Origin of the sequence: Dietzia sp. NCCP-2495 (assembly GCF_026011735.1) — a bacterium.
Lineage (GTDB): Bacteria > Actinomycetota > Actinomycetes > Mycobacteriales > Mycobacteriaceae > Dietzia.
This window is the reverse complement of sequence record NZ_BRVN01000015.1, coordinates 27,573-54,079: the sequence shown is the minus strand read 5'-3', so window position 1 is coordinate 54,079 and position 26,507 is coordinate 27,573. Positions and strand designations below refer to the sequence as shown.

Below are 26,507 nucleotides of genomic sequence, written 5' to 3'. Positions count from 1 at the left end.
CTCAAGTGAGGTGAGCCTAACCTTAACGAAAGAAGGGGAGCCTTACCTTAACTAGCGGTATGTGATTTGTGTCATACCCTGGTGTGGGCGCCGCTGGACCCATGACAGCCGACCGCCGATGTGGTCGGCATCGTCGCAGGTAGTGAGCATGTAGACCGTCGCGGAGCCGCGCCCGACTCAGTGGGCCGCGGCGACCCGGCCCATCCGCGCAAATGCCTCGGTGAGGATCTCTTCTGAGCACGCGAAGTTCACGCGCACGAATCCCTTGCCCTCGGTGCCGAACGCGGGGCCGGGGCTCAGCGCCACGCGACCCTCGTCGAGGAACACCGCGGCCGGGTCGTCGCCGAGGCCCGGGTAGGCGCGCAGATCCAGCCAGGCAACGAACCCGGCATCGGGGCGTCGCCACCGCGCGCGCGGGAGGTGCTCAGCCAGGAGACGCTCCATGAGGTCCAGGTTCGACGCCAGCGCCGCGCGCATCGACTCGAGCCAGTCCACCGAGTCGACCATCGCCGCCTCGCCCGCCAGGGCGCCGAAATGTCCCGTCGAGCCGGACAGTGCTGACCGCCTGACCGGGAACTTCTCCGGATTGCCGTTCACGACGAACGCGCACTTGAGTCCCGCCAGGTTGAACGCCTTGGACGCCGACGAGACCGCCAGCCCCACCTCGCGTGCCGTCTCGGATACGGCCAGGAACGACCGGAATTCGACGCCCGGCATGGTCAGCGGCGCCCAGATCTCGTCCGAGACCACCACGGCGTCGTACGACTTCGCGAGCTGGGCGAGCTCGGCCAGCTCGGCATCCGAATGCAGCACGCCGGTCGGGTTGTGCGGGTGGCTCAGCAGAACGCCCTTGGCGCCCTCGGAGAGAGCGCGCTCGATCCCGGGCAGATCGAGGCGCGGGTTGTCGTCGTCGTGATCGATCAACGGCACCGCCACGGGTGAGAATCCCACCCGGCGGATCCACGGGCCGAACGGCATGTACACCGGCGGTGTGTAGACCACGGGGGCACCGGCGGGGAGGATCCGGGCGAGTGATTCGCGGACGCCGACACCCACGTCGTTGACCGGGACGACCGACTCCTCGGGGACGTCGAACCCGAAGCGGGAGTAGAAGCGTGCGCAGACGCCGGCGAAGTGGGCGATCTCCTGGAAGTAGCCGGTGTCGCCGTCGGCGACCGCGGCGGCGAGGCGGTCGCGGATGGCGGGCGCGAGCAGCACGTCGGTCTCGGCGACGAAGAGCGGCAGGACGTCGGCGGGGTAGGCCTGCCACTTCTCGCTCCGGCGCTTGCGCAGCACAGACTCGGGAACATCCAGGGGGAACGGCACGTGGGGTCCTTTCGACCGGGGCGGGCAGGACTTCCAGGTTAGTCCCCGGTGGGGAAGTCGGGCCCCTCACGGCCCGAACGCCGCCGGGTGAGGACACCGTAGCGGCGCCGTCATCGCCCGTATCGCCGGGGAAACAGCGGCTCCCTACTGTCAGCGGCACAGAGCGCCGGAACAGGCGCCGACGTCGAGCGGGAGGGTCTGGGACATGACGCGATCACAGACAATCGAGAACTGGAATCCGGAGGACACCGCGCAGTGGGATGCGGGCGGCCGGCGGATCGCGATGCGGAACCTGCGGTGGTCGGTGTTCGCCGAGCACGTGGGGTTCTCCGTCTGGACGCTGTTCGCCGTGCTGGTGCTGTTCATGCCGGAGGAGGTGTACGGGCTGGACGCGCCGGACAAGTTCCTCGTCTCCGCGGTGGTCACCCTCACCGGTGCGGTCCTGCGCGTCCCGTACACACTGGCCACGGCGGTGTTCGGTGGCCGCAACTGGACCATGTTCTCGGCGTTCGTGCTGCTCATCCCGGCCACGGCGATGCTGTGGATCATGGCCAACCCGGGCCAGCCGCTGTGGATGTACCTGGCGGCCGGCGCGATCGCGGGCCTGGGCGGCGCCAACTTCGCCTCCTCGATGACCAACATCAACGCCTTCTTCCCGCAGCGTCAGAAGGGCTGGGCGTTGGGCCTCAACGCGGGCGGCGGCAACCTGGGCGTGGCGACGATCCAGGTGGTGGGGCTAATCGTGATCGCGCTGGCCGGCAACCGGTCGCCGCACTGGGTGATCGGCCTCTACCTGGTGCTGCTGGCGGTCGCGGGTATCGGCGCGGCGCTGCGGATGGACAACCTGTCGCACCAGCCGGTCGACGTGCAGTCCATGAAGGACGTCGCGCGCGACAAGGACGGCTGGGTGCTCTCACTCCTCTACATCGGTACCTTCGGCTCGTTCATCGGCTTCAGCTTCGCCTTTGGCCAGATGCTCACGATGACCTTCCTCGCGAACGGGCAATCGCCGGGTGAGGCCGCACTGCACGCCGCGCAGCTGACCTTCCTCGGGCCGCTGCTCGGTTCGCTCACGCGCATGGGCGGCGGCCGGCTGTCGGACAGGGTCGGCGGATCGCGTGTGACGTTCTGGACGTTCTGCGCGATGGCCGTGACCACCCTGGCGCTGGTCTACACCTCGACGCTGCAGTCGGGCGGCGACGGCACCCTGTCGGGCGGCGGTCTGGTCCTGTTCTTCGCCGCGTTCCTGACGCTGTTCGCGCTGACCGGGATGGGCAACGCCTCGGTGTACACGATGATCCCGGCGGTGTTCGAGGCGCGCAGCCGCGGCCTCGGGCTGGGCGAGTCCGAGCGGGCCGCGTGGTCGCGGTCGCACGCCGGTGCGTTGATCGGGGTCGCCGGCGCGGTAGGTGCGCTGGGCGGGTTCGCGATCAACATGACGCTGCGCGGTTCGTACCAGGCGTCGGGGTCGGCCACCACGGCGTTCGTGGTGTTCGCGGTGTTCTACATGATCGCCGCGCTGGTCACCCGGGTGGTGTACCTGCGCCGGCCCGGGGTGGGTGAGGTGTCGGTGATGACGACGACGACAACGTCGTCCGGGTCCGCGGTCACCGGAGACGAACCGGCGGTGAGTCGATGACGGCGATCGCGGAAGTGCAGGGCACGCCTGCCGAGCACACCCACTGCCCGTACTGCGCGCTGCAGTGCGCGATGACCGTCACCGAGGCCGACGGCGGCTCGTACGTGGAGCCGGTGTGGTTCCCCACCAACCGCGGCGGGCTGTGCCGTAAAGGTTGGACCTCTGCGCAGCTGCTCGACCATCCGGGCCGCCTGGAGACCCCGCTGCTCCGGGTCGGCGGCGAGGGCCGGCTCGAGCCGTGCAGCTGGGACACCGCGCTGGACCATGTCGCCGCGGGGATCAGGCGGGCCCAGGCGACGGGCGGGCCCGACGGGGTGGCCGTGTTCGGCGGGGGAGGGCTGACCAACGAGAAGGCGTACCAGCTGGGGAAGTTCACCCGGCTCGCGCTGGGCAGTCGGCTGATCGATTACAACGGCCGCTGGTGCATGTCGAGCGCCGCCGCGGCCGCAAACCGTAGCTTCGGCGTGGACCGCGGCCTCCCGTTCCCGGTCTCCGACCTGTCCTCGGCTCGGGCGGTCCTGCTGATCGGCGCCAACCCCGCCGACACCATGCCGCCGTTCCTCCAGCACCTCGCCACCGCCGCGGACGCCGGCGGGCTGGTGGTGGCCGATCCCCGGCTCACCGCCACAGCGCGGCGCGCACTCGACGGCGGCGGCGTGCACCTGCGCTTGCGACCCGGCACGGACGCGGCACTGCTGCTGGGGCTGCTGCACCTCGTCGTCGTCGCAGGGAGACTCGACACCACCTACATCGCGGCGCGCACCACCGGTTTCGACGAGGCGTGGGGCCACGCGGCGGCGTGGCTCCCCGAACGCACCGAACGGGTGACCGGCGTGTCGGTGGCGCAGCTCGAACGCGCCGTGGCGCTGCTGGCCGACGCGCGCGACGCCGACGCCGGCGCCTACGTCCTCACCGCCCGCGGCGCGGAACAACACGCGGACGGATCCGACGTGGTGGGCGCGGCCATCGCACTGGCGCTCGCACTCGGCCTGCCGGGCCGGCCCCGCGCCGGATACGGCACCCTCACCGGCCAGGGCAACGGGCAGGGCGGGCGCGAACACGGGCAGAAGGCCGACCAGCTCCCCGGTTACCGGTCCATCGCCGATCCGGCGGCCCGCGCGCACGTCGCCTCCGTGTGGGGCGTCGAGCCGGAGGAGCTCCCGGGCGCGGGCGTGTCGGCGTTCGAACTGCTGGACTCGCTGGGGCGGGAAGGTGGACCGTCGGCGATGCTGCTGCACGCCTCCAACCCGGTGGTGTCCGCTCCGGACTCGGGCCGGGTCCGCGAGCGGCTCGGCGCGCTGGACATGCTCGTGGTGTCGGACTTTGTGCTCTCGGAGACCGCGGCGCTGGCCGACGTGGTCCTGCCCGTGCCGCAGTGGGCCGAGGAGGAGGGCACGCTCACCAGCCTCGAGGGGAGGCTGCTGCGGCGCCGCCGGTCCGTGACCCCGCCCGACGGCGCGCGCGACGAACTGTGGATCTGGCGCGAGCTGGCGCGGCGGCTCGATCGCGGACCGGAGCGGTTCCCGGTCGACCCGCGCGTGGTGTTCGACGAGCTGGCCCGCGCCTCCGCCGGCGGGAAGGCCGACTACTCCGCGATCTCGTGGGACCGGCTCGATGCGGGCGAGGCGCTGCACTGGCCATGCGGGGCCGACTCGCCGGACGGGACGCCGCGGCTGTTCACCGAGCGGTTCGCCACCGAGGACGGGCGCGCGCGGTTCGCCGTGGCCGCCGTCCGGCCGCCCGCCGAAGCCCCCGACGCGGCGTTCCCGCTGTACGGCACGACCGGTCGCGTGCTCTCGCACTACCAGTCCGGGGCGCAGACCCGGCGGGTGCCCGAGCTAGTCGCCGCCGAGCCGCGGGCGTGGGTACAGGTGCATCCGGTCGTGGCGGCCGGGGCCGGGCTCGACGACGGCGACGCCGCCCGCGTCGTCTCCCGCCGCGGCGCCGTAGAGGTGGCCGTCCGACTCGACGAGGACATGCGCACCGACACCGTCTTTCTGCCGTTCCACTTCGGCGGGACTGGGCGGGCGAACATCATGACGCTGCCCGAGCTGGACCCGGTGAGCAGGATGCCCGAGTTCAAGGTGTGTGCCGTCCGGATCGAGGCGCTGTGATTCGGGGGCGGTTGACGGTGGCCGGGCCCGTGGCCGATGCGAGTGCCGCCGGTGCGGCTCGGCCTGGGGCGCCGCGGCGCGTGGTGATCGTCGGCGCGGGCATGGCGGCCGCGCGTCTGGCCGAGGAGTTGCGGGCCGGGCAGCCCGACTCGGCGGCGCTCGAAGTGACCGTCCTCGGCGCCGAGCCCGACGAGCCGTACAACCGGATCATGCTCTCGCACGCGGTGGCGGAGGGCGGTGCGAACGCGGGCGGTGCCACGGCGGGCGGAGCGGCGATGTCCGCTGTCGCGCGGCTCAAGCCGACCGGCTGGTGGGAGCGCAGCGCCGTGGAGCTACGCACGTCCGCGCAGGTCATCGCCATTGACCGGGCTTCGCGGGAGGTGATGCTGGCCGACGGATCGCGCATTGCCTACGACCACCTGGTGCTGGCGACCGGCGCGCAACCGAGGATTCCGCCGATCGCCGGGATCCGGGTGGAGCGTGCGGAGAGCGTGGGTCCGGACGGCGCAGCCCTCGCCCCGGGCGCCTTCACCCTCCGCGACGCCGCCGACGGCCGTGCCCTCACCGCGCATCTCGCCGCGACGCCCGGTCCGGTCGCGGTGGTGGGCGGCGGGTTCATCGGCCTCGAGGTCGCCTGCGCACTGGCCGCGGCGGGCCGCGAGGTCACCGTCGTCCATCCGCGTGACCGGCCCATGAACAGCGTCCTCGACGCGGGTGCCGGCGCCGTGCTGGTCCGCGCGCTCGCCGCGCTCGGCATCCGGGTGAGAACGCGTGTGCGCGCCACCGTGTGGGATGGGCGCGGGTTGGTACTGGATGACGACGACGTCGTTGTCGCCTCCACAGTCGTTCTGACCGCCGGACAGGCGGCTCGTACCGACCTCGCGCGGGACGCCGGCCTGGAGGTGGGCGACGGCATCGTGGTCGACGACGAGCTCGCGACCAGCGATCCCGCGATCAGCGCGATAGGCGACTGCGCCGAACACCGGGGCAGCGTCGGCGGGGTGGTGGCCCCCGCGTGGGAGCAGGCGACCGTGCTGGCCGCGCGGCTGACCGGCGACGATCCCGGTGCGCGGTATGTGGGCGCGACGCAGGTGACCAGGCTCAAGGCGTTCGGGCTCGACGTGGTGGCGCTGGGCGAGTTGGCGTTGGGGGAGCTGGCGGGCGGCGACGTTGGCGGAGTGGGCGCTGGCCGCGCGGCCGAGTGCGACTGCTGCCGCGTGGAGTCCACCACGATCAGCGAACCCGCCCGCGGCCGCTACGCCCGCGTCGACGTGGCGGGCGGGAAGGTCGTGGGCGCGGTGCTGGTGGGGCATCCTGAGCCGGTCGGCACGCTGACCCAGCTGTACGAGAGTGCCCTGCCCGTGCCCGACGACGTGGTCTCGGTGATTCTCGGTCGGGCCGAGGCGGTCTCGGCAGCTACGCCGGCGACCATGCCGGCCGCGGCCGTGGTGTGCCGATGCAACGGGGTGAGCAAATCGGACCTCGTCGCGGCGTGGGGTGACGGCGCGCGGGATCAGGCAGGGCTGGCCGAGCGGACGCGCGCGGGGACCGGGTGCGGCGGGTGCGCGTCGGCGGTCGAGGGGATCTGCGGCTGGCTCCGCGACGCCAGTTGAGGGCGGGCAACATGCCTGCCAGGCGGGTGAAACACGGCGGAAACACAGGTGGGCCATGATGGGGGCGTGACCGACGTAGAGGACCCCGCATCCGAGCCCGGCCGACCCGCCGCTGAAGCGTCTGGCGATCCGGCCGGCGATCAGGCCGGCGCGCAGCCGTTGCTCGGTCGGACGATCGCCGTGACCGCCGCGCGCCGCGCCTCCGAGCAGCGCACGCTCCTCGAGCGCCGCGGCGCGACCGTGCTCCACGCACCCGCGATGCGGATGATCCCCATCGCCGAGGACTCGATCGTCCGGGAGGCCACCGAGCGCGCGCTGTCCACGCCCGCCGACATCATGGTCCTGAGCACCGCCGCCGGGATGCGCTGGTGGCTGCAGGTCTGCGAGGAATGGGGCCTGGCGGAGGATCTGGTGGGACTCATGGCGCGGGTCCCGATCTATTCGCGCGGACCCAAGACCACGGGCGCGATCCGGGCCGCCGGCCTGCGAGAGTTCGCTTCCGCCGCCAGTGAGGCCAGCCCGGAGTTGCTGGAGATGCTGCTCGACCGCGGCGTCGCCGGTCAGACGGTCTGCGTCCAGGTGCAGGGGTCCGGGTCGAACTGGAATCCGATGCGATTCCTGCTCGACGGCCTGCGGGAGGCGGGTGCCGAGGTGATCGAGGTGCCGGTCTACCGCTGGGAACTGCCCGAGGACCTCGACGCACTGGACGACCTGGTGCGCACCATCGCGCGCGGGGGAGTGGACGGCGTGACGTTCACCGCGGCGCCGGCGATCAGCGCGGTGCTCGAGCGGGCCGGGGCGATCGGCGTGTACGACGACCTGCTCGAGGCGTTGCGCGGCCCGGTGGCCACGTTGTGCGTCGGACCGGTGACAGCGGCCCCGCTCGCCGAGCTGGATGTGCCGTTCACCGCTCCCGACCGGATGCGGCTCGGGTCCCTCATGCGGCACACCACCGACGAGATCGCGGCCAGGACCGCCCCGATCCGGATCGCGGGGCACGACCTCACGGTCTGCGCAGCGTCCGTCTTGCTCGACGGCGAGTTGGTCGATCTCTCTCCCGCGCAGGTCGCGTTGCTGCGTGAATTGTCCAGGCGCCCCGGGGCGTGCATCAGCCGGTCCGACCTCCTGGCCGCGCTTCCCGGTGACGGGTCGGACCCGCACGCCGTGGAGACCGCGGTGGGCAGACTGCGCCGCGCACTCGGCGTGCCCGACCTGGTCTCGACCGTCATCAAGCGCGGATACCGCCTCAACATCTGACGACATCAGCAGAGGACCAGCGCACCCTGTGCGGGAGTGCGCTGGTCCTCTGCTCTTCGGCTCCGGCGGGGTTGAGCCGGGCCGGCGGAGGGCCGTCGATCAGGACGACGGCCGGGTCTCAGGCGACTGCCAGGTCTCAGGCCGCGAGGGTGTGACGGATCGCGGCCTCGGTCGCGACGAGCACCGTGCCGTCCGCGGCGACGCGGGCCGGGAACACGGAGACCCCGTGCTCGGGATCATCGATGCCTCGTCCGTCGGCGAGCGAGTACGCCTGCTTGCCGATGGGGGAGATGACCGCGGGGACGCCGGAGCGGTCGCCGACCAGGCCGCGGCTCATGACGGCGGCGCGGGCGACGGGGTCGATATTGCAGACGGCGTAGACGGTGCCGTCGATCAGGTACACCGCGACCTGCCGGCCGTCCGGGAGCAGTGCGGCGACGCCGCGGCCGCCGATGAGCGATTCCACTGGGCAGACGGGGATCTCGCCGCGGAAGGTCGAGGTTCGGGGCGCCGAGGACCGGTGCGAGGTGCCCAGGGGCGCCGAAGTCCCGGACGTCGAGGCGCGGCGCGCCGAGTCGAGGTCAGTGGTGGGGTTCAGTGTCGAGGTCATGACGGTTCTCCTTCGGGGATGGAACGGAAGGTGGATGAAACGGTGAGCGGATAGATCGGGAAGCGGATGGATCGGGAGGTCAGACCCGCGCCGGCATCGCGGGCGAGCCGAGCAGGACGGGCACCTTGCGGCCGTCGCGCTCCTCGAACTGCACGGTCGGGTCCGGCGAGCCGGGCGCGTTGACGAACGAGACGAAGCGCGCGAGCTTGTCGGGGTCGTCGAGCACCGCGGACCACTCGTCTACGTAGCCGGCGACGTGCGCTTCCATGCGGCCCTCGAGTTCGGCGGCCAGTCCGAGGGAGTCGGAACACACGACGTCCCGGAGGTGGTCGATGCCACCGTCGAGCCCCTCGAGCCACGGCGCGATCCGCTGGAGTCGGTCGGCGGTACGGATGTAGAACATCACGGTCCGGTCGATGTATCGGATCAGCTGGTCGTCGGTCAGATCCCCGGCGAGCAGGGTGGCGTGCCGGGGCGTGGCGCCGCCGTTACCACCGATGTAAAGGTTCCAGCCGGTCTCGGTGGCGATCACGCCCACGTCCTTGCCGCGGGCCTCGGCGCATTCGCGGGCGCAGCCGGAGACGCCCATCTTGATCTTGTGCGGCGCCCGCAGTCCGCGGTAGCGGTTCTCGAGGATCACGGCCATGCCGACGGAGTCCTGCTGGCCGTAGCGACACCACGAGGTGCCGACGCAGCTCTTGACCGTGCGCAGCGACTTGCCGTAGGCGTGACCGGATTCCATGCCGGCGTCCACGAGCCGCCGCCAGATCACGGGCAGATCGTCGACGCGCGCGCCGAACAGGTCGATGCGCTGACCGCCGGTGACCTTGACGTACAGGTCGTGCTCGCGGGCGATCTCGCCGATCACGATGAGCTGCTCGGCCGTCACCTCGCCGCCAGGCATCCGCGGAACCACCGAGTAGGTGCCGTTCTTCTGAATGTTGGCGAGGAAGTGGTCGTTGGTGTCCTGGAGAGAGGCCTGCTCGCCGTCGAGGACGTGCTCGGAGCTGGTCGAGGCGAGGATCGAGGCGACGGTCGGCTTGCAGATCTCGCAGCCGGATCCGGTGCCGAAGCGGCGGATCAGCTCGGCGAACGAGCGGATGCCGGTCACGGTCACCACCTCGAACAACTCCGCCCTCGACTGCTCGAAGTGCTCGCACAGGGCGGTGGACTGCTCGATCCCCTCGGCCTCGAGCACCTGCTTCATCAGCGGCAGGCACGATCCGCACGAGGTCCCGGCGCGGGTGCAGCCCTTGAGCGCGGCCAGGTCGCAGGCGCCGCCGCAGATCGCCTCGCGCAGGTCGCCCTTGCTCACCGCGTTGCACGAGCAGATCTGCGCGTCGTCGGGGAGCGACTCCACGCCGACGCCCACGTCACCGCCGGCGGTGGCGGGGGTGAGTAGGGACAGGGGCGACGACGACGGCAACGTCCGCCCCAGCAGTGGCTTGAGCAGCTGATAAGGTCCCGCGTCTCCCACGAACACCCCGCCGAGCAGGGTCTGGGAGTCGGGGCTCATGACGAGCTTGGAGTAGGTCCGTGCGATCGGATCGTCCACCACCACCTCGAGGCAGTCCGGAGTGGCTGCGTGGGCGTCGCCGAAGCTGGCCACGTCGACACCCAGCAGTTTGAGCTTGGTGGCGAGGTCGGCACCGGTGAACTCGGGGCCCTCGTCGGTGGAGTCGGCGTCGAGGGCACTCGCGATGCGGGCGGCCGCGACCTCGGCGGTGGCGTAGCCCGGCCCGACGAGTCCGTAGCAGGTGCCCTCGATCGCGGCGCACTCGCCGATCGCGTAGATGTGCGGGTCCGAGGTGAGGCAGCGCCGGTCCACGAGGACGCCTCCGCGCTCGGCCACCTCGAGTCCGGCGTCCCGGGCGAGGTCGTCGCGGGGGCGGATGCCGACGGAGAACACGACGAGGGCTGCGTCAATGACGGTGGTGGCGGGCTCGTTGTCGTCGTCGGCTCCGGTCAGGGACACTCGCACGCCGGCGTCACCCGGCTCGATCACGGTGCTCACCACACCCAGGTGCACGTCGATCTCGCGGTCGCCGATGAGGTCGCACAGCAGGGCCCCGCCGCGGCCGTCGACCTGGGCGGGCATGAGCCGGTCGTTACGCTCTACCACGTGCGGCCGCAGGCCGAGCTCGCTGAGTGCGTTAGCGGCCTCGAGGCCGAGCAGTCCGCCGCCGATCACCACGCCGTGGGCGCCCTCGCCCGCGCGGTCGGCGTCGGCGCGGAGGGCGTCCAGATCGTCGAGCGTGCGGTAGACGTGGCATCCGGGCAGGTCGTGGCCGGGAACGGGCGGCACGAAGGCGTATGAGCCGGTGGCCAGGACCAGTGTGTCGTATGTGAGCTGCTCACCGGAGCCGAGCGTGACGGTGCGCGCGCCGCGATCGATCGCCGTGACGCTCAGGCCCGAGCGGACGGTGACGCGCGGGTCGGCGGTGTGGCGGGCGTCCTCGAGGTGGAGGGACGGCCGCTCCCACGTGCCGACGTAGGCCGAGAGGCCTACCCGGTCGTAGGCGGGATCGGCCTCCTCGCCGATCACCGTGACGGTGACGTCGGCGCCTGCGTACCGCGAGCCGAGGGTGGAGACGAAACGGTGGGAGACCATCCCGTGTCCGACGACGACGATGTGCTCACTCATTTGAGGGTCCTCCTTCTGGCCTATGCGGATCAGGCTAGGAAGACCGTGTTGCGGCTCTGTGGCGGTGGATCACGGGTCTGTGACGTTCATTTCACACCGCGGCCGGGGGCGTGTGCAGGCGCGTGGGCGGCGGCCGACTCCGGATGCTCAGTCCAGGTCGAGCACGTTGGTTGGAAGCGCCGCGACCTCGTCGTAGCGGTCCATGTTCTGCCGGAGCTTCTCCCATTCGCCGGTGGGGATCTCCTTCTCCACCCGCCGCAGGACGGCCTTGTCGGAGGTGGCCCAGGCGACGGGCATCGGCGAGATGAAGTGGTAGGTGTTGTCCGTGCTGCGGGCGCTGCGATTGCCCACCACGGCCACGCAGGGCACGCGTTCGCCGACCTTCACGTCGTGACCCTCGAGCTTCTCGCAGCTCCGGACGGTCAGCGCGGGCAGACTGCCGGCCCGGCGGTCGACGGCCCGGTCGACCAGCGCGAGCAGGGTCAGGCCGCGCGGCCGGACGTCGGCGATGATCGCCGGGACGAGTTCGGACGTCGCGTAACTCTCCTGCATCGAGCCCATCTTGCGCGGGATATAGACGATCATCGCCAGAGAACCCAGTGCGAAGAGCGCGGCCATGGCGCCGACGATCCAGCCCCACGAAGCCATGCCGGAGAGCACCACGGTCGCGACGCCGGCAGCCAGGACCACCACGCCGAGGATCGCGGCCGACCACTGGAGCCGGCGGACCTCGAAGAGATTCTCGTTGTGCTTGCGGACCCACGCGTCATCCACGGGGATGTCGGTGAGTCGGTACTGCTCGTGCGGTGCGCGGGGGGTGCGATCGGCGGCCATGGGCACCAGTATCCCAGGCGGATACGACACCCCGCGCGTGGCCGTCGTCGGTGGGGCACGAGAGTCATGCCGCGTGGCCTGCACCGGCGCCCCATGCCGCCTCAGACCACCTCGGGGGAATTAGCCCTCCTCGGGGTTTAGCCCACCCTGGGGGACCTGGCCACCTCGGGGGAACTAGCCCACCTCGGGGATCTCCGGGCCGAGGATGTCGTCGGCGTCCACGATCCGGTACGCGTAGCCCTGCTCGGCGAGGAACCGCTGGCGGTGGGCGGCGTACTCGGCGTCGAGGGTGTCGCGCGAGACCACCGAGTAGAAGTGCGCCTGCCCGCCGTCGGACTTGGGGCGCAGCAGCCGACCGAGCCGCTGCGCCTCCTCCTGCCGCGAGCCGAAGGTGCCGGAGACCTGCACGGCGACGCTGGCCTCGGGCAGGTCGATCGAGAAGTTCGCCACCTTGGACACCACGAGGGTGGAGATCTCACCGTTGCGGAACGCGTCGAACAGCTTCTCGCGCTCCTTGTTGCTGGTGGAGCCCTGGATGACGGGCGCGTCGAGCTCGTCGCCGAGTTCTTCGAGCTGGTCGAGGTAGGCGCCGATCACCAGCGTCGGAGCGCCCTCGTGGCTGGCGAGGATCTTCTTGACCACGGGGATCTTGGTGCGGGCGGTCGAGCACAGCTTGTACTTGTCCTCGTTCTCCGCGGTCGCGTACATCATCCGCTCGTTCTCGGTGAGCGTCACGCGCACCTCGACGCATTCGGCGGGCGCGATCCAGCCCTGTGCCTCGATGTCCTTCCACGGCGCGTCGTACCGCTTGGGGCCGATGAGGGAGAACACGTCGCCCTCGCGCCCGTCCTCGCGGACGAGGGTCGCCGTGAGACCGAGACGACGACGACTCTGCAGATCCGCCGTCATCCGGAACACGGGCGCGGGCAGAAGATGCACCTCGTCGTAGATCATCAGTCCCCAGTCGCGGGAGTCGAAGAGCTCCAGCGCGCGGTGCACACCCTTGGTCTTGCGGGTGATCACCTGATAGGTGGCGATGGTGACCGGGCGGATCTCTTTGCGCTCGCCGGAGTATTCGCCAATCTCGTCCTCGGTGAGCGACGTGCGGGCCAGCAGCTCACGCTTCCACTGCCGCCCGGCGACGGTGTTGGTCACCAGGATGAGGGTGGTGGCTTTGGCCTTGGCCATCGCGGCGGCACCGACCATGGTCTTGCCGGCGCCACAGGGGAGCACCACCACGCCGGATCCGCCGGCCCAGAAGGAGTCGGCGGCCATCTGCTGGTAGTCGCGCAGCTCCCACTCCTCCTGCTCGGTGGACAGCGCGATCTCGTGGGCCTCGCCGTCGACGTATCCGGCCACGTCGTCGGCGGGCCAGCCCACCTTGAGCAGTTCCTGCTTGAGGCGGCCGCGCTCGGAGGGGTGCACCACCACGGTGTCCGCGTCGATGTCGGCACCGAGCATGGGCTTGATCTTCTTGTGGCGCTTGACCTCGGCCAGCACCGCGGGGTCGAGCGAGACCAGGGTCAGGCCGTGGACGGGGCTCTTGACCAGCTGGAGCCGGCCGTAGCGGTCCATGGTCTCGGCGATATCGACCAGCAGCGGCTGCGGAACCGGGAACCGGGAGTAGGTGATCAGCACGTCGACGACCTGCTCGGCGTCGTGGCCGGCGGCGCGCGCGTTCCACAGGGCGAGCGGGGTGATGCGGTAGGTGTGCACGTGCTCGGGGGCGCGTTCGAGTTCGGCGAACGGGGCCAGTGCCTGGCGGGCGTCGTCGGCCTGGTCGTGGTCGATCTCCAGCAGCACTGTCTTGTCGGACTGGACGATAAGCGGTCCACCACTCACAACTGGCCTCCTTGAAAACGCATCCGCCGGGCCAGCCGAGGCCCGACTTGTCCATTGTCCTGGAAATCGCGGGCCGCGTCGGGTCGGGCATCGTGTCGGGCCTCTGGCCAGCACTTGGGGGCCTGCGCTCGGGCCAGCCCTGAGCAGCCGCCGCTTCGACCCGCAGATGACCCGCCCAACCTCCCGACGCCAACCGGACCCAGCGCCGCCTATCGGACCCCACGCCGCCAATCGGACCCCACGCCGCCAATCGGACCTCACGACGCCAACCGGACCCCACGACGCCTATCCAATTCGCCTACGCCTATGGAACTCCATGGGTTTAGACGAATCGGATGGGCGTCGTCGGGTTGGACGGGCATTTCCCGCAGCTGCGTCGCCGGCGGGGCTGCGGGTTCCCGGTCTACGGCCGCGATTCACCGCGCGCACCGGCTTAGCGCCACCGCGATTCACCGCGCGCAGCCACGCAGCCACGCAGCCACGCAGCCGCACAGAGCAGCCGCGCCCCGCTGGCGACGGCCGCAGGCTCACGCTCAGCGCGTCGGGTCGACGTCTGCCACGGAGATCACCCGGTGCAGCGGCAGCGTGACGGCCTCGGCCGTGTCGGGCTCGATGCCCTCGATCCGGCCCCCACCGACGGAGGCGGGCACCACCAGTCGCACCGTCGAGCGGCCCTGGGCGTCGACCACCGACACGGTCACGGCGGTGCCGGTGGAGGCGGCCTCGTGCAGGCGGGCGATAGCGGCCTCTCCGGTGTACGCACCCGCGCCGTCGGAGCCGGAGCCGGAGCCGCCGCTGCGGGCCGAGCGCACGCGGTCGTTGGCGCGCATGGCCGTCACGGCGGCGCGCAGGTCGGCCGGTCCGGGCACACGGGCGGGGATGCGCGGGGTGCGTCGGGTCGGGCTCGGCTGGACGCGGGCGACGGGCCTGGTCAGCGCGACCACCGAGCCGGAAGTGTCCTCCACGACGGGCGCGTAGCCGTCCTCGCGCAGGGCTTCGACCAGGTCGAGGGGCCGGGCCTGCGAGATGAGCACGGTGGGCGCGACCATTCGCAGCGCGCAACTGTCGGCGGCGGGGGAGCCGAGGACCTGGGCGATGAGCGAGGGGTCATCGCAGCGGAGGAACGACATCGCCGTCCCCACGCGCAGCCTGCCGTGCCGCCGCGCGACGTCCTCGACGAGGTAGTCCAGCGACTGCGGCACCGGCGTGATCGAGGTGCGGGCGAGCAGGTCGCGGAGTCCGGAGGCGGTGCGTCCGGCGTCGAGGGCGCGACGGAGCGAGGTCTCGGTGACGCGGTAGGTGGTGGCGGCGCCGGCTGATTCGACGTCGGCGAGCAGCGCGAATTCGGCGGCGAGGTCGGGCACGAGCGGTCCGGGCGCGAGGATCGTGAGGTCGGCCTGGACGATCACCTCGGAGACCGCCTCGGGGAGCGCGGCCGCGAGGATCGGCTCGAGGTCCTCGACCGTGGGGCCGGTGTCCTCGGTCCCGACGCCCGCGCCAGGAGCCCCACTGCCGACGCCCGCGCCTGGAGCCACACCACCGACGCCCGCGCCTGGAGCCACACCGCCGAGCGGGGAACCGGTGCTGCCGGCCAAAAGCCTGGCGGCGCTTGTCGCGGTGGTGACGACGACGAGGCCCATCCTGCGTGCCTCCGCCACCGTTTCGGTCACGGGCGTGGCACCTGCGCGCGAGAACCAGAGGGGGGAGAACCAGCGGACTGCTTCGTTCAGCTTTGCGTCACCGGGCTCGGCCGCGGGGTCGAGCGCGGCGAGTGCGCCCAGGACGCGGGTGCGTTCGGTGGTCGGGGGCGGGCCGATCGGGTCGCCTAGGACGGGGACGGTGCCACCGCCCTCGAGTTCGGCGCCCACTCGCCAGGGCGCTCGGGGCATCTGCCACCAGGCGAGGACGAGTTCGGCCCAGCGTCGGGCGGGTTCGCGGGCGGACCAAATGTCGGCTGCTTCGGTGGGGGCCCAGACGGAGTCGTAGGCGATGTCGGCGACGTCGGTGTCGCCCACGGCGATGAGCCCGGCGGCGGCGAGCACCTCGAGCAGGAGGGGGAGTTCGTCCGGGTCGAGGTCGGAGGCCTTGGCGAGGCGACGCATCTCGCGCACGCCGACGCCGCCGGCCTTGAGCGTGGCCAAGGGGACCGTGGACAGGGCGGTGAGGACGGCGTCGCAGCGGTGCAGCAGATCGAGCGCGGCGACGCCTCCCGACGCGTCCGCGCTGGTGGCGGACCCGCTGGTCTTGCTCGCCGAGCCGCCGGCGGCTTTGCTTGCGGTACCCCCGGAGGCCTTGCTTGCGTTGGCGCCGCGTGTGCTGCCGCTGGATGCGGTGGCCTCAGCCCAGGTGGGGAGGTGCAGGAGCGTGGAGCCTGCCGCGCGGGCTCCGTGGCGGGCGCGGTCGAGGGCGTGAGCGCGCGGGACTACGGACTCGCCGGTGGAGGCGTTGGCGCTGGAGGCGCCGGTTGAGGCGTTGCTGGAGGTGCCTGCGGAGGCGGTGTTGGGGGAGGCGGTGTTGGTGGAGGCGGTGTTGGTGGAGACGACCTCGGCCAACCCGGCGTCGGCCAACTCCCGGGCAGCGGAGCGGACGGACTCCGACGCGTCGGCACCCAGCGCACCTACCGGTGACCGGCCACGGGCGATCGCCTCGAGGATCCCCGACGCCGGTGCGGACAGTCCGGCCCACGCCTTCTCGAGCGTCGGCCCCGCGGGTTCGCCCGGATGAGGCGCCACCACCGGTGCCGTCGCGATGGCCGACGCGGTGACCGGAACCATCCGGACATGATCGGTATCGCCCCAGAGCAGAGCGAGATCCCGGAGTCGGGTGAGGGCGGAGTGGAAGGCGGGCTCGTCGTCGTCGACCTCGAGGCGTCCCGCGAGCGCACCCACCGGGACGGCCCCGGAATCGGCGCCCACCGCGGCGGCTGCGGCGAGCACGAGCAGTTCGGGCCAGGTCAGCGTGCCCAACGCCCGCGCCGTGGACGCCGGCAGACGCAGGCGCGAGGCCAGGACGTCGAGCGTGGCCGGGGCGGGTGTGGCGACGTCGGGGCGGAGGGTGCACAGGCGGACGAGGGCGTCGTCGGACAGTCCCGCGAGCCAGGCGGGGAAGCCCGGATCGCCGGCGCTGGGGCGGGACGTGGCGCGGGAGGTCGACATGATCCGTCCCAGCCTAATGACGTCGGCGCGCGCGTGCGTCGGGTGCCGATGCGTGGGTGCGGATGCGCAGGTGCGGGTTCGTCGGCGGGTGCGAGGTCCAGCGACGTTTGGTCGACGATAATTGCGAGAATTTGCAGATTCTCGCAGCAGATGTCTACCAAACGCAGGGGCTGGCGGTCCGGGTGTGGCGGAGGAGCAGCGCCGGGCTTTGCGGAGGAGCAGCGCCGGGCTTTGCGGGGGAGCGGCGCGAGGCTTTGCGGGGGAGCGGCGCGAGGCAGGGGTGAGCACTGGTGCAGGTAATCGACCCAGTTGCTGACTAAACCCGCGCGAGGTGAGACAATGCGAAGCGTGGCTGCCAAGAAGAAACTGACCTATGACAACCCGGGATGGCCCGACGCCTCGTTCGGCGAGCACCCGGTGACCGAACTCGCCGCGCTGGTCGCGGGTGGACTTTCGCCGTTCGGCGAGGAGCGCTTCCCGCTCCCGCAGGAGCGACTGGGGTACATCCACCCGGTGACCAGGGTCAACAAGACCGTCAAGGCCTGACGCGGCGCCGACCTTTAGCAGGCAGGGCCGTCACTTCCGATAAGGGAGTGGCGGCCCTTTCTCGTGCGCGCGGGAGCGAATGCGCGGAGGTGACAGCGCCGGAGCGACGGTGTGGGAGCGAATGCGCGGAGGTGACGGCGCCACGCGACGGCGGAGGCGCGGGTGCGTGGTTGCGGCTGAGCGGAGGCCACCGCTCAAATGCGAGACAACCCCGGTTCCCGCCGTGAGGCGAGAGGTCCGGGGTCGTGTCGTGGGCGACTGTGCGGTCGGCCGGTCAGCGGCCGATGCGAGTCGTCAACCGGGTGATCAGTTGACGTGGGTCGCGAAGAAGTCGTCGACGAGCTGCTGGTTGGCAGCGTAGGCAGCGTCAACCGCGTCCTGGTTGGCCTCGTAGGAGGGTAGGATCGGCAGGACGACGCCACGGGCCTCGGCGTAGGCGTGCAGCGCAGCAGCGTGGTCGGCAGCCGAGGCGGCCTCCTCAGTCGGGGTCTCCTGGGCGATCGGGGCCGGGGCGGGCTCCGGGTTGCTCAGGTCGCGCGGGGTCGGCGCCGAGTTCAGGCCGAGCTTGGCCGAGCAGGCGGGCCATGCGCCCCAGCCCTGGCCGGCGAGGGTCTTCTCGGCGATCGCGATCTGCTGCTCACGCGTGGCCTGGTTGGCGGTCGGCGCGTACTGGGTGCCACCGTAGGCGGCCCAGGTGCTCGGCGAGAACTGCAGGCCACCCTGGTAGCCGTTGCCGGTGTTGATGGCCCAGTTGCCACCCGACTCACACTGCGCGAGACGATCCCAGTCGGAATCCGGGGCGGCGCTGGCGGCCGGGGCGAAGGCCAGGCCGGCGGCCGAGAAGGCGGTACCCGCGATGACGGCCTTGACGGCGGTCTTCGACGCAGAGGTGGTGGTGGCGGCGCGGTGGCGTCCGGTGTACGAGGTCATGTACGCGTCAGTCCTTTTCACTCAGTGCCTACGAGGTGAGCTGTCGGGTTCGGACGAGTGTGTCCGGCCGCACCAGGCGGCTTCACCCCAAGGCGACCTTCCGGCCGCCGGGCCCGTGGTGGGCCCTGTCGGGTCCCCCGTCTCCGCCCGGAATTGGTTTCTTGGTTGCATCGGCCGCAGGGCGGAGTTCGGTTATGCGTCCGATGCCAACTCGCTGACGAGTCTGCAGCAAAGAGTAGCGGTTCGATGCCGGATCGTCACCATTCCGAAATAAAACCAGGTCGCACAATAAGCAACGCCAAGTCGTTATCTGGCTGTTACCTGGGAAATCGCACAGGTCGTGGGATCAGTCACACCTTGGGCGGGCGGGACCCCAGGATCGCGTACAGCAGGCCCAGAAGGAATCCGACCGGCGTGGACAGCATCGCGGCCAGGTACAGGATCGTGGGAGCGTCCCGCCCGAGGATGAACGGGGCTGCGGCGGCGATGATCGTGAAGACGACGCCGATCACGAAGATCACGATCGCCGTGATAAACAGTCCGCGTCGGCGAGGCCGGGCCTGCGCCGGCGGGGCCCCGGCGGGAGTCTGTGCGTCCGCGGCGGGGGCCCAGGGGTCGAGGCTGCTGTCATCTCGCTGATCGTCGGAGGTCACAGGGCGAGGGTACCGCCCCGGACGGAGCGGGTACCAACGCGGACGATCTCGTGCTCACAGGTATTGTCGAGGCTTCAGAACAGGTCGTGGAGGCGCGAGGACGCGCCCCGGTCGAGAGGTGGATCGCGGTGCCCAGCGGCAAGGTCAAGTGGTACGACGCGGAAAAGGGATTCGGCTTCCTGTCCCAGGAGGGCGGGGAGGACGTCTACGTACGCGCCGATGCGTTGCCGGCGGGCGTCGAGACCCTCAAACCGCGCCAGCGCGTGGAATTCGACATGGTCTCCGGTCGTCGCGGTCCGCAGGCCCTGCGAGTGGTGGTGCACAACGAGCCCGCCGCTCCCACCGCGGAGGAGCGCACCCCGCGCAGTGGCCCCCGCCGCTCGGCCGATGAGCTCCACGGCATGGTGGAGGACATGATCAAGGTGCTCGAGTCGACCGTCCAGCCTGAGCTGCGTCGTGGTCGTCGTCCTGATACCAAGATCGCCGGACGCGTCGCCTCGGTGCTCCGTGCCGTCGCGCGCGAACTGGACAGCTAGACCCGAACTGGACAGCTAGACCCGAACTGCTTGACCCGAACTGCTTGATCCCGACCACCACGGTCACAACACTCGGCCGGCCGATCCCTGAATTGGGACGGCCGGCCGAGGTGTTTGTGCGGGGGCCGGGTAGAGGAGCGGCGGGCGTCGGTCAGAGCGAGGAGGCGATCAGTCCTCGTAGACGAACGCCACCGACCACTCGCCGTTGAGGATCGACGTCTCGCCCTGTGCGTCGAGGACGAGCGGCACCGAGCGGACGGCCAGGCCCTCGATGCGTCCCTGCTCCTCGGTCGTCACGGGGATCAGCAGCTGGTTCTTGCTGCCCGCCTCGACCGTGTACTCGCTCGTGCCGCCGGAGCGGACCTCGAAGACGTTCAGCGTGGACTCGACCAGCTCGGGTGAGAGCCGGACGGTCAGGGTGTGCTCGCTGGTGACCGTGAACTCGGGGACCGGGTTGGTGAAGGAGTTGCCGTCGAGGTCGGTGGCGGTGAAGGGCAGTGCCGAGACGGAGTCCCTGTCGGAGGCCACTGTGATCTTCGGCAGTGCGCCGAACCGCGATTCCGATCCCTGCCACGCGCCGAGGATGGCGGCGATCATGATGAGCATCCACGCCAGGATTGCCCACGTGACGGGGCGGACGCGGGGGGTGGTCGACTCGGATTCGTTGCGGGAGCTCACGGCTTCATTGTGCCGCGCTCGTCGTCGTCGTCCCTAAATGGGGGATCGGCGCAGCCGCCGGGGACGGCCGCGCGCCCCGGTACCACGGCGCGGCGCGCGCCCAGCGCTACTGCCCCGCGCTCCCGCCGGGGAACCGCGGCCGGTTCCCGCCCAGGCCGGGGACGAGCGTCGTTCCGCGCGCGGTGAGCAGGGACTGGGCGAACATGAGCGCGCCGACGACCGCGACCACCGAGAAGCCGACGGTGAAGTCGGGCGGCAGCAGCACGCCGAGCGCGCCGCCGAACACCCACGCGAGCTGCAGCGCGGTCTCGGAGCGGCCGAAGGCGGAGGAGCGGGCGGCGTCGGGGATGTCGGTCTGGATGGACGAGTCGAGCGCGACCTTGCCGAGCGCGCTGGCGATCGCGGCGATGAGCGCGAACGCGGCGGCCGCCCAGATGGTGCCGAGGAACGCGGCGACGATCGCGGTCGACAGGGACGCGCCGGCGGCATAGGTGGCGATGCGGGACGGGCGGCCGAGTTCGGTGCGCGCGCCCACGGCGTTGCCGACGAACGTGCCGATGCCGCCGGCCGCGCCCGCGATCGCCAGCAGCCCGGCCTGTTCGATCGCCGACGCGTTCTCCTGCGCCTTGGCCACGAACGCCAGGAAGAGGGTGAGGAAGCCGGTCATGAACCGGATCATCGACTCCGCCCACAACGTGGCAAGGACGGTGCGGCCGAGCGGGCGGGTGAGGACGGCCTTGAGGCCGCGGGCGACGGCACGACCGGAGCCGCGCTGGATCCGCAGGGTGGCGGACTCCTCGTCGGCGGACGCCTCGGCGTGCGCGGGGATGGTCATGGCGACGTACGCGGCCACGAGCGCCACCGCGGCGAGCAGCCACAGCGCGGCATGGGAATCCCAGAGCCAGGCTACGCCCGCGGCGAGCGCGCCGGCCACGACGCTGCCGCACACGTGCCCGAGGATCGTCAGCCGCGAGTTGGTGCGCACGAGGTCCAGCGCCGGCGGCAGGACGTGTGGCGTGATGGACGCCTTGACCACGCCAAACGTCTTGGACAGCACGAGCATCGCCAGCGCCAGGGGATAGAGGAGCCACGAGTCGAAGTTCAGCGCGAGGATCACCGCCAGCACGGCGCGTGCGGAGAAGGTGAGGGAGACGGTGAGGCGGCGGCCGCTGCGCAGGCGGTCGAGCGCGGGTCCGATCACCGGGGCGATGAGCGCGAACGGCGCGACGGTCACCAGGAGGTAGAGGGCGACCTTGCCGCGGGACTCGGCGGTGGCGGCGGAGAAGAACAGGGTGTTGGCCAGGGCCACGGCGAGGATCGCGTCGCAGGCGAAGTTGGCGACGGTGGCGTAGCTCAGGGGCGCGAGGCCGGAGCGGTCGGCGCCGTCGGCGTGGAACACGCGCCGCGCGCCGCGGCGCACGGCGGCAGAGGCGCGGCGGCCGGGGCCGGGAGCGGGTGAGGGACCACCCGCCGGCGACGCTCCTGCCTGCGGGTCGGTGTGATTGCCGGTGGCGTCAGCCAACGAGCCGCACCTCGTACATCGTCGGCCACAGCTTCCCGGTCAGCAGCACGTTCTCCGAGCCGGGCAGGGCGGCGATCCCGTTGAGCACCGCGTCAGGGTTGGCGGGGCGCGGCTGCTGCAGCGCGGAGGCGTCGTAGATCGCGGTCACGGCGCCGGTGGCGGGGTCGATGCGCACGATCTCGTCGGTCATCCACACGTTCGCCAGGACGGCGCCGTTCACGCACTCGAGCTCGTTGAGTCGCTGGACGGGGGTGCCGCCGGCGGTCACGGCGACGGTGCCGGTGGGCTCAAAGGTGGCGGGGTCGCGGAAGGTGAGGGTGTCGGAGCCGTCGCTCATGACCAGGCGTGCGCCGTCGTGGCACAGGCCCCAGCCCTCGCCCTCGTAGGGCACTTCGCGGCGGACCTCGAGGGTCTGCGGGTCGCGGTCGTGGGCGACCTGCTTGCGCCAGGTGAGGGTCCAGACGGTGTCGTCGGTGACGGCCAGGCCCTCGCCGAACTCGTCGTCGGCCATCGGGACGGAGACGGTGGGCTCGCCGCCGGCGAGTGGGCGGCGTTGGACCTGGGACTGGCCGTACTGGCCGGTGGATTCGTAGATCTGGTCGTCGACCACCTGGAGTCCCTGGGTGAACAGGGAGGGGTCGTGCGGGAGTTCGCGGACCACGTCGACGGTGCCGCGGGCCGGCTGCGGCTCGTCGGGGCCGACCGTGACGCCGCCGTCCCCGGTGCCGGAGGACTCGGTGCCGGAGGACCCCGTGCCCGAGGATCCGGTGCCTGAGGATCCGGCGGGCATCGACGACGACGCGAGGGCCGTGTCGCCTTCCGTCGCGGCGGGTGTCCCGCCCGAGGGGTCGCCCTGTGAGCAGGCGGCGAGGGAGCCCAGCAGCGTCACTGAGAGGACGAGCGGGGCGACGGGTCGGAGGGCTGCGCGCATGTGCACAGAATGCCGCACAACGGGTCGGAACGTGACCTTGGTCCTCGGATGCGCATAATGGGAGGGGTGAACACCGAGGTAGGCACGGATCAGCAGGCGGGCGCTCAGGGCGCTGGCCAGGCGTCCGCCGTCGCAGGCGAGGGCGTCGAGTCGGGCTTCGATGCCGCGCTGCGGGAGCAGTTGGCGCAAGGTTCCGAGGTGGCCCGCCGGGCGATCGCGGAGTTCGCGGGCAGCGGTGTGGGGGAGTACCTCGGCTCCGTCGTGGAGGAGGATTTCACCACCACGCATCGTTTCGTCGCCGATCTGACCGGGTACCGCGGGTGGTACTGGGCCTGTGTCCTGGCATTGGTGCCGGGCGGCGAGCTCACAGTCGACGAGATCGCGCTGCTTCCCGGCGACGAGGCGCTGGTCGCGCCCGAGTGGGTGCCGTGGGAGAAGCGTGTCCGTGCCGGTGACCTGGGGGCGGGGGATCTGCTACCCCCGTCCGACGACGACGAGAGGCTCGTCCCCGGTCACACCCTCACCGGAGATGATCGCCTCGACGAGCTGACCGGTCCCATTGGCCTCGGCCGGGAGCAGCACCTGAGCCCGGAGGGCCGGGCGATGGCGGCGCAGCGGTGGGCGGCCGAGCGTGGTCCGGATTCCGAGATCGCCCGCAGTGCAAAGCACAATTGCCACACCTGCGGTTTCCTCCTTCCGCTGGAGGGCCAGCTGAGCAGGATGTTCGGGGTGTGCGCCAACGAGTATTCGGCCGATGGCCAGGTGGTGCACCTGCAGTACGGCTGCGGCGCGCATTCCTCGGTCGAGGCGCCCAAGTCCACCGCGTCGGAGATCCCGGAGGCGTACGACGACTCCGCCGTGGACGTGGTGGTGCTCCCGCAGCAGCTCCGGGCCGCCGCCAAGGCGCGCGCCGAGGCCGAGGCTGGAGAAGCCCCGGCGACGGAAACCCCGGCCGCGGAGAGCGCCGAGGCCGCTGCCGCGGAGGCCCCAGCTACGGAAGCTCCGGCCACCGAAACCCCGGCTGCGGAGAGCGCCGAGGCCCCGGCGGCCGAGCAGCCCGACCAGGACGCCTGACGGGCCTCGGCCTGCGGGCCTGCCGTTCTCAGCTGGCGGCGAGCACCTCGTCGAGGACCTCGAACGCCTCGGTCCAGCCGCCGAACACCCCGTGCTCGGCATCCGGGTCGGCGTCGAGTCCGAGCAGGTGGAACGTCATCTCCGTTTTGCCGTCCGGGGTCTCGGCCAGGTCGACGGTGATGACGGGCATCGCGTCGGGCTCGTCGTCGGGCGAACCCCAGGTGAAGCGCAGGCGTGACGGTTCGTCGATCTCCAGGTATTCGCCGGCGGTGGGCCAGCGTCCGCCGGTGGGGTCGATCATCAGGTAGGCGTAGCGGCCTCCGACCTTGAGGTCGATCTCCACGGACTCCTCGGGCACCACGACCTCGTGCGGGTGCCACCACTTTGCGGCCATCGTCGGGTCGGTCCAGGCCTGCCAGAGCAGGTCTCGTGGGGCGTCGAAGGTGCGGGTGATGGTGAATTGCGGGGTGGACATGATGGCTCCTTCTCGTGAGGTGACGGTTACTGGTTCCGGTCGCGCTGGAGTCCGGCGAGCACCTCGTCGAGGCGGTCGAAGCGGTCCTGCCAGAGGGCGCGATTGCGCTCGACCCAGGCAGTGGCCTCGTCCAGGGGCTCGGGACGCAGTGAGCAGATCCGCCACTGGGCGTGCGTGCTGCGTTCGATGAGCCCCGCGGCCTCGAGGATCTTGAGGTGCTGCGAGATCGCCGGCGCGCTGATCTCAAAGGGTTCGGCCAGCTGACCGACCGTCGCCGGGCCCGTGGACAGGCGCTCGAGGATTCCCCGCCGGACGGGGTCGGCGAGTGCCTGGAACACGCGGGACAGCGGATCATCGGCCCGGGCCATTTCGATACCTCCTTAATTAGTCGATTGCTTAAATATGCGCCAGAATCCGGCGCCTGTCAATGGTCTGGAGGCGACGGATTCTTCGTGAGGTGGTCTTACATGCCCTCGAGCACGTCGCCGAGTGCGCGCGGGATGTGGTTTGCCCAGCCGCCGCCCATGAACTTGCGGGAGAGTTGCTGGAATTCGTCGTCGGCATCGAAGCCGTCGTGGAGCAGGAACACCCGGGTGCCGGCGCCCTCGGGCTTGAGGGTCCAGCTGACGGTCCAGTCGGTGGCGCCGGGGTTCTCGGCGTCGGTCCAGCTGATCTTCAACAGCTCCTCGTCGACCAGTTCCAGCACCTCACAGGCGATCTTCCCGGAGAAGTTCGTCGCCTCGATGGGCTGGGCGGTGAAGGTGAACTGGTGGCCCACGACGGGCGCGAAGGTGGTCGGCATCAGCCACTTCTCCATCAGTTCAGGCGTGGTCAGGGCGCGCCACACCTTGCTGGGCGGGTGTGGGTAGAAGTGGTCCACCTCGACGCGCGTCGGGTCCTGGGCGTCTGCGTCCGCCGTGCTCGTCGAATCTGTGCTCGTCGGGTCGGTGTTCTCGTGGTTCTTGGTCATGCGGGGGAGCCTTTCTCGGGGTGGGAGGTAGTGCTGGGTTTGTGGTTTGTGGCGCCGGGGCGGGGGTCGGTGTCGGGTGGGGAAATGTCGCTGCGGCGGGCAGTGCTGCCGGGTTGGGAGGCGTTGTCGTTGTCGTTGTCGTCGTCCATCTCGTCCAGGACGTCACCCAGCGCCGACAGTCGACCGCGCCAGAACCGCTCGTAGGGGCTGAGCCAGTCGACGAGGCCGGCCATCGGCGCCGCCGAGACCCGGTAGTAGCGATGCCGACCCTCCGCCCGCTCCTCGACCAGCCCCGCCTCGCGCAGCGCGCGCAGGTGCCCGGAGACGCTGGGGCGGGACATGTCGAACTCGTCGGCCAACTCGCCGGCCGTGCGGTCGCGGTCGAGGAGGAGGTCTAGGAGGTCGCGGCGCGTGGGATTGGCGAGGGCGTCGAAGACCTCGTCGAGCGCGCTGGTCTTGAGTCTTCGTGGCATCGCCGACAAAGATATGTAGGAAACTTCCTACGCGTCAAGGGGTGGGTGAGAAGGGGCAGGTCAGGGGGCAGACGGGCGTTGCCGCGACGGGGGCCGGCGCGAAGCAGCTGACGAGGCGGGCTATGGCTGGTCGAAGTCCAGGCCGACCTGGGCACCCTTCGCGCCGCGGAGCACGGCCCGCCGCTGCAGCGCGTACACCGCCGTCCCCATGGCGCCCACGCCCACGCCGACCGCGCACAGGATCACGGTGCGCATGTCGCCGTCGAAGAACAGCATGTTCCCCAGCAGCGCGAGCGTCCAGATGAGCGTGCCGATCAGGACGATGGGCCGCGGGTCCAGTAGGTAGGTGGGGATCGGCGGCACGGCGCGCTCGATGGTGGTGCCGGGATGGGCGGCCTCGGCGGCGGGATCGGCGGTGGGATCCGCGTCGGGCGCGGCGCCGGGAGTGGCGGCGGGTGCCTGTGAGTGGGCTGAAATCTCCGCCGCGTCGGGGGACCGTCCGGGGGGCATCGCACCCGGGTCATCGGGGTGGGTGGAGTGTGACGACGACGACGTCGACTCACCCCGCAGCGACCCGAGGGCCTGCTCGGGACGGTGCGGCGGCTGCTCACGCGGCTGCTCACGCGGCTGCATCGACTCGTCCTCCATGACCGAAACGCTACCGCAGGCCCGGACAGGGTTACTC

The 26,507-nt window shown here is 71.2% G+C and carries 23 protein-coding genes and 1 riboswitch; of the genes, 7 read left to right on the top strand and 16 right to left on the bottom strand.

Going from position 1 to position 26,507, the window contains the following annotated elements; genetic code table 11:
• Positions 1-177: 177 nt before the first annotated feature.
• A complete protein-coding gene (locus tag OPF83_RS12685) occupies positions 178-1,326 on the bottom strand; it encodes a MalY/PatB family protein (RefSeq protein WP_264887827.1) in 1,149 nt (382 codons plus the stop codon).
• Positions 1,327-1,531: 205 nt separating this feature from the next.
• On the opposite strand from OPF83_RS12685, the gene OPF83_RS12680 reads away from it, so the two are divergent.
• The 4 genes from OPF83_RS12680 to OPF83_RS12665 all read left to right on the top strand — a co-directional run bounded on the left by OPF83_RS12680 (position 1,532) and on the right by OPF83_RS12665 (position 7,949).
• Positions 1,532-2,965, top strand: a complete 1,434-nt coding sequence (locus OPF83_RS12680) for an MFS transporter (protein WP_264887826.1) — start codon at positions 1,532-1,534, stop codon at positions 2,963-2,965.
• Complete coding sequence (locus OPF83_RS12675) at positions 2,962-5,079, top strand: molybdopterin oxidoreductase family protein (RefSeq protein ID WP_264887825.1); 2,118 nt, start codon at positions 2,962-2,964, stop codon at positions 5,077-5,079. The genes OPF83_RS12680 and OPF83_RS12675 overlap by 4 nt, the downstream gene beginning before the upstream one ends.
• 29 nt (positions 5,080-5,108) lie before the next feature.
• Complete coding sequence (locus OPF83_RS12670) at positions 5,109-6,692, top strand: FAD-dependent oxidoreductase (RefSeq protein ID WP_264887824.1); 1,584 nt, start codon at positions 5,109-5,111, stop codon at positions 6,690-6,692.
• 66 nt (positions 6,693-6,758) lie between these two features.
• Positions 6,759-7,949 (top strand): uroporphyrinogen-III synthase, encoded by a 1,191-nt coding sequence (locus tag OPF83_RS12665; protein ID WP_264887823.1) that lies wholly within the window; start codon positions 6,759-6,761, stop codon positions 7,947-7,949.
• Between the two features lie 136 nt (positions 7,950-8,085).
• Here the strand turns inward: OPF83_RS12665 and nirD are convergent, their stop codons facing one another.
• The 5 genes from nirD to OPF83_RS12640 form a co-directional block, all read right to left on the bottom strand.
• A complete protein-coding gene (gene nirD, locus OPF83_RS12660) occupies positions 8,086-8,559 on the bottom strand; it encodes a nitrite reductase small subunit NirD (protein ID WP_309297784.1) in 474 nt (157 codons plus the stop codon).
• A gap of 79 nt (positions 8,560-8,638) precedes the next feature.
• Complete coding sequence (gene nirB, locus OPF83_RS12655; RefSeq protein WP_264887822.1) at positions 8,639-11,203, bottom strand: nitrite reductase large subunit NirB; 2,565 nt, start codon at positions 11,201-11,203, stop codon at positions 8,639-8,641.
• A 147-nt stretch (positions 11,204-11,350) separates the two neighbouring features.
• The gene (locus tag OPF83_RS12650) at positions 11,351-12,037 is read right to left on the bottom strand and encodes a DUF3239 domain-containing protein (protein WP_264887821.1); all 687 of its coding nucleotides are present in this window, start codon (positions 12,035-12,037) and stop codon (positions 11,351-11,353) included.
• A 174-nt stretch (positions 12,038-12,211) separates the two neighbouring features.
• Positions 12,212-13,879, bottom strand: coding sequence for a DNA repair helicase XPB (locus OPF83_RS12645; RefSeq protein WP_264887820.1), 1,668 nt, complete (start codon positions 13,877-13,879; stop codon positions 12,212-12,214).
• Positions 13,880-14,412: 533 nt separating this feature from the next.
• Complete coding sequence (locus OPF83_RS12640; protein WP_264887819.1) at positions 14,413-17,034, bottom strand: helicase-associated domain-containing protein; 2,622 nt, start codon at positions 17,032-17,034, stop codon at positions 14,413-14,415.
• Between the two features lie 348 nt (positions 17,035-17,382).
• On the opposite strand from OPF83_RS12640, the gene OPF83_RS12635 reads away from it, so the two are divergent.
• A complete protein-coding gene (locus tag OPF83_RS12635; RefSeq protein WP_375546266.1) occupies positions 17,383-17,580 on the top strand; it encodes a hypothetical protein in 198 nt (65 codons plus the stop codon).
• Positions 17,581-17,886: 306 nt separating this feature from the next.
• Here the strand turns inward: OPF83_RS12635 and OPF83_RS12630 are convergent, their stop codons facing one another.
• Both OPF83_RS12630 and OPF83_RS12625 read right to left on the bottom strand, forming a co-directional pair.
• Positions 17,887-18,510 (bottom strand): transglycosylase family protein, encoded by a 624-nt coding sequence (locus OPF83_RS12630; protein WP_264887817.1) that lies wholly within the window; start codon positions 18,508-18,510, stop codon positions 17,887-17,889.
• A 13-nt stretch (positions 18,511-18,523) separates the two neighbouring features.
• A riboswitch (cyclic di-AMP (ydaO/yuaA leader) is annotated at positions 18,524-18,677 on the bottom strand.
• A gap of 183 nt (positions 18,678-18,860) precedes the next feature.
• Positions 18,861-19,163 (bottom strand): hypothetical protein, encoded by a 303-nt coding sequence (locus OPF83_RS12625; protein WP_264887816.1) that lies wholly within the window; start codon positions 19,161-19,163, stop codon positions 18,861-18,863.
• 128 nt (positions 19,164-19,291) lie between these two features.
• Here OPF83_RS12625 and OPF83_RS17430 point away from each other — a divergent pair, with 128 nt between their 5' ends.
• Positions 19,292-19,699 carry a cold-shock protein gene (locus OPF83_RS17430; RefSeq protein WP_309297785.1) on the top strand — a complete coding sequence of 136 codons (408 nt, stop codon included), beginning with the start codon at positions 19,292-19,294 and terminating at the stop codon, positions 19,697-19,699.
• Between the two features lie 168 nt (positions 19,700-19,867).
• On the opposite strand, the gene OPF83_RS12615 is transcribed toward OPF83_RS17430, so the two are convergent.
• The 3 genes from OPF83_RS12615 to OPF83_RS12605 all read right to left on the bottom strand — a co-directional run bounded on the left by OPF83_RS12615 (position 19,868) and on the right by OPF83_RS12605 (position 22,830).
• Positions 19,868-20,377: a DUF2771 domain-containing protein gene (locus tag OPF83_RS12615; protein WP_264887815.1), complete on the bottom strand. Its 510-nt coding sequence runs from the start codon at positions 20,375-20,377 to the stop codon at positions 19,868-19,870.
• A 106-nt stretch (positions 20,378-20,483) separates the two neighbouring features.
• Complete coding sequence (locus OPF83_RS12610; RefSeq protein ID WP_264887814.1) at positions 20,484-21,899, bottom strand: MFS transporter; 1,416 nt, start codon at positions 21,897-21,899, stop codon at positions 20,484-20,486.
• Positions 21,892-22,830 (bottom strand): glutaminyl-peptide cyclotransferase, encoded by a 939-nt coding sequence (locus OPF83_RS12605; RefSeq protein ID WP_264887813.1) that lies wholly within the window; start codon positions 22,828-22,830, stop codon positions 21,892-21,894. Before OPF83_RS12605 ends, OPF83_RS12610 begins: the two co-directional genes overlap by 8 nt.
• A gap of 57 nt (positions 22,831-22,887) precedes the next feature.
• On the opposite strand from OPF83_RS12605, the gene OPF83_RS12600 reads away from it, so the two are divergent.
• Positions 22,888-23,904 carry a DUF3027 domain-containing protein gene (locus OPF83_RS12600; RefSeq protein WP_264887812.1) on the top strand — a complete coding sequence of 339 codons (1,017 nt, stop codon included), beginning with the start codon at positions 22,888-22,890 and terminating at the stop codon, positions 23,902-23,904.
• Positions 23,905-23,932: 28 nt separating this feature from the next.
• Here the strand turns inward: OPF83_RS12600 and OPF83_RS12595 are convergent, their stop codons facing one another.
• From OPF83_RS12595 to OPF83_RS12575, 5 genes are all read right to left on the bottom strand, one after another.
• Positions 23,933-24,379 carry an SRPBCC domain-containing protein gene (locus OPF83_RS12595; RefSeq protein ID WP_264887811.1) on the bottom strand — a complete coding sequence of 149 codons (447 nt, stop codon included), beginning with the start codon at positions 24,377-24,379 and terminating at the stop codon, positions 23,933-23,935.
• 26 nt (positions 24,380-24,405) lie between these two features.
• Positions 24,406-24,747 carry a helix-turn-helix transcriptional regulator gene (locus OPF83_RS12590; protein ID WP_264887810.1) on the bottom strand — a complete coding sequence of 114 codons (342 nt, stop codon included), beginning with the start codon at positions 24,745-24,747 and terminating at the stop codon, positions 24,406-24,408.
• A gap of 95 nt (positions 24,748-24,842) precedes the next feature.
• A complete protein-coding gene (locus tag OPF83_RS12585) occupies positions 24,843-25,349 on the bottom strand; it encodes an SRPBCC domain-containing protein (RefSeq protein WP_264887809.1) in 507 nt (168 codons plus the stop codon).
• Positions 25,346-25,822 (bottom strand): metalloregulator ArsR/SmtB family transcription factor, encoded by a 477-nt coding sequence (locus tag OPF83_RS12580; RefSeq protein WP_309297783.1) that lies wholly within the window; start codon positions 25,820-25,822, stop codon positions 25,346-25,348. Before OPF83_RS12580 ends, OPF83_RS12585 begins: the two co-directional genes overlap by 4 nt.
• A 120-nt stretch (positions 25,823-25,942) precedes the next feature.
• On the bottom strand, positions 25,943-26,470 hold the full coding sequence (locus tag OPF83_RS12575; protein WP_264887808.1) for a DUF2530 domain-containing protein: 528 nt from the start codon (positions 26,468-26,470) through the stop codon (positions 25,943-25,945).
• Between the last annotated feature and the right edge of the window lie 37 nt (positions 26,471-26,507).